General features: G+C 71.6%; 2 protein-coding genes. Both read right to left on the bottom strand.

Going from position 1 to position 989, the window contains the following annotated elements; all coding sequences use genetic code 11:
- Nucleotides 1–66: 66 nt before the first annotated feature.
- Complete coding sequence (locus ABD308_RS11200; protein ID WP_344331807.1) at nucleotides 67–360, bottom strand: Dabb family protein; 294 nt, start codon at nucleotides 358–360, stop codon at nucleotides 67–69.
- Between the two features lie 60 nt (nucleotides 361–420).
- The gene (locus ABD308_RS11195) at nucleotides 421–585 is read right to left on the bottom strand and encodes a hypothetical protein (RefSeq protein ID WP_199926184.1); all 165 of its coding nucleotides are present in this window, start codon (nucleotides 583–585) and stop codon (nucleotides 421–423) included.
- Between the last annotated feature and the right edge of the window lie 404 nt (nucleotides 586–989).

Genomic DNA, 989 nt, shown 5'->3' with positions numbered 1-989 from the left:
GGCGCCTCGGGCCGTCCGGGGGACGCGCCGGCCGGGCCGGGGGCGTCTGGGGACGGGCCGGTGGGCTCAGACCTCGATGTCGGCGATCACCCAGGTGGCGAACTCGCGCCACCGCGCGGCGGCGGCCTGGTGGGCCGGGTGGGTGAGGTACGCCTGGAGGGCCTCGCGGTCCTCGACCAGGCTGTTGATGGCGTAGTCGTGGGCGATGTCGCGGTCGGTGGTGTTCCAGCCGCACTCCCACTCGCGCAGCTCGGGAACGACCGGGCCGAGCTCGGCGAAGGCCTTGGCGCCGGCGAGCGCGCGCTCGTCGTCCTTGGCGACGCCTTCATTGAGCTTGAACAGGACCAGGTGGCGGATCACGGTGCCGCTCCTCGCGGACGGGGTCGGGTGTCGGGCCCACCGTAGCCGGTGGGGTCCTGGCTACTTCACCAGGCCGGTCATGAAGGTGCCGACCGCCTTGGCGGCGTTCGAGATGCCTTCGAACCCCAACTGGACCAGCTCGGCCGCGCGGGCGGGCGAGGTGATGATCGTGTAGAGCACGAAGATGAGCAGGAGGACCATTCCGATCTTCTTCGCCTGCGCCATCCGGTTGACCTTCCTCCCTGCTGTGGGCCGCCGTCGCTCGGTCCCCGAGCGGCCCGTGCAACGGGCAGCTTATCCACCCGGACGGCCTATCAAGTGTGCGACGCGTTCACCTGCCGGGACGAAGGTCCCCGTGACAGGGGCCTTTCTCCGGGTGCCCGGGCCGGCGGCGCGCGGCAGGATGGTTGACGTACCGAGGATCTGGCAGGAATCACCGGTACGTGGATCCGGAGCTCCCCGCTGTGGGACCGGGCGCCGCGACTTCCCCCCGACGCGGCCCCGGTTGTGGGACTCCGCCGGGGGAGCGGTCAGTCCCCCCGAGCCGCTCCCCCTCTTCCAGGCTCCGTACTCGACAGGCGTTGGTGGTCATCGGCCGACGGGTACGGAGCCCTTTCCGCGCCCGAGGG

It is taken from the genome of Kitasatospora putterlickiae (assembly GCF_039527695.1).
In the GTDB taxonomy this organism is placed as follows: Bacteria; Actinomycetota; Actinomycetes; order Streptomycetales; family Streptomycetaceae; genus Kitasatospora; species Kitasatospora putterlickiae.
Note: the sequence above shows the minus strand (reverse complement) of the source record. Positions and strands in the feature narration are given on the sequence as shown.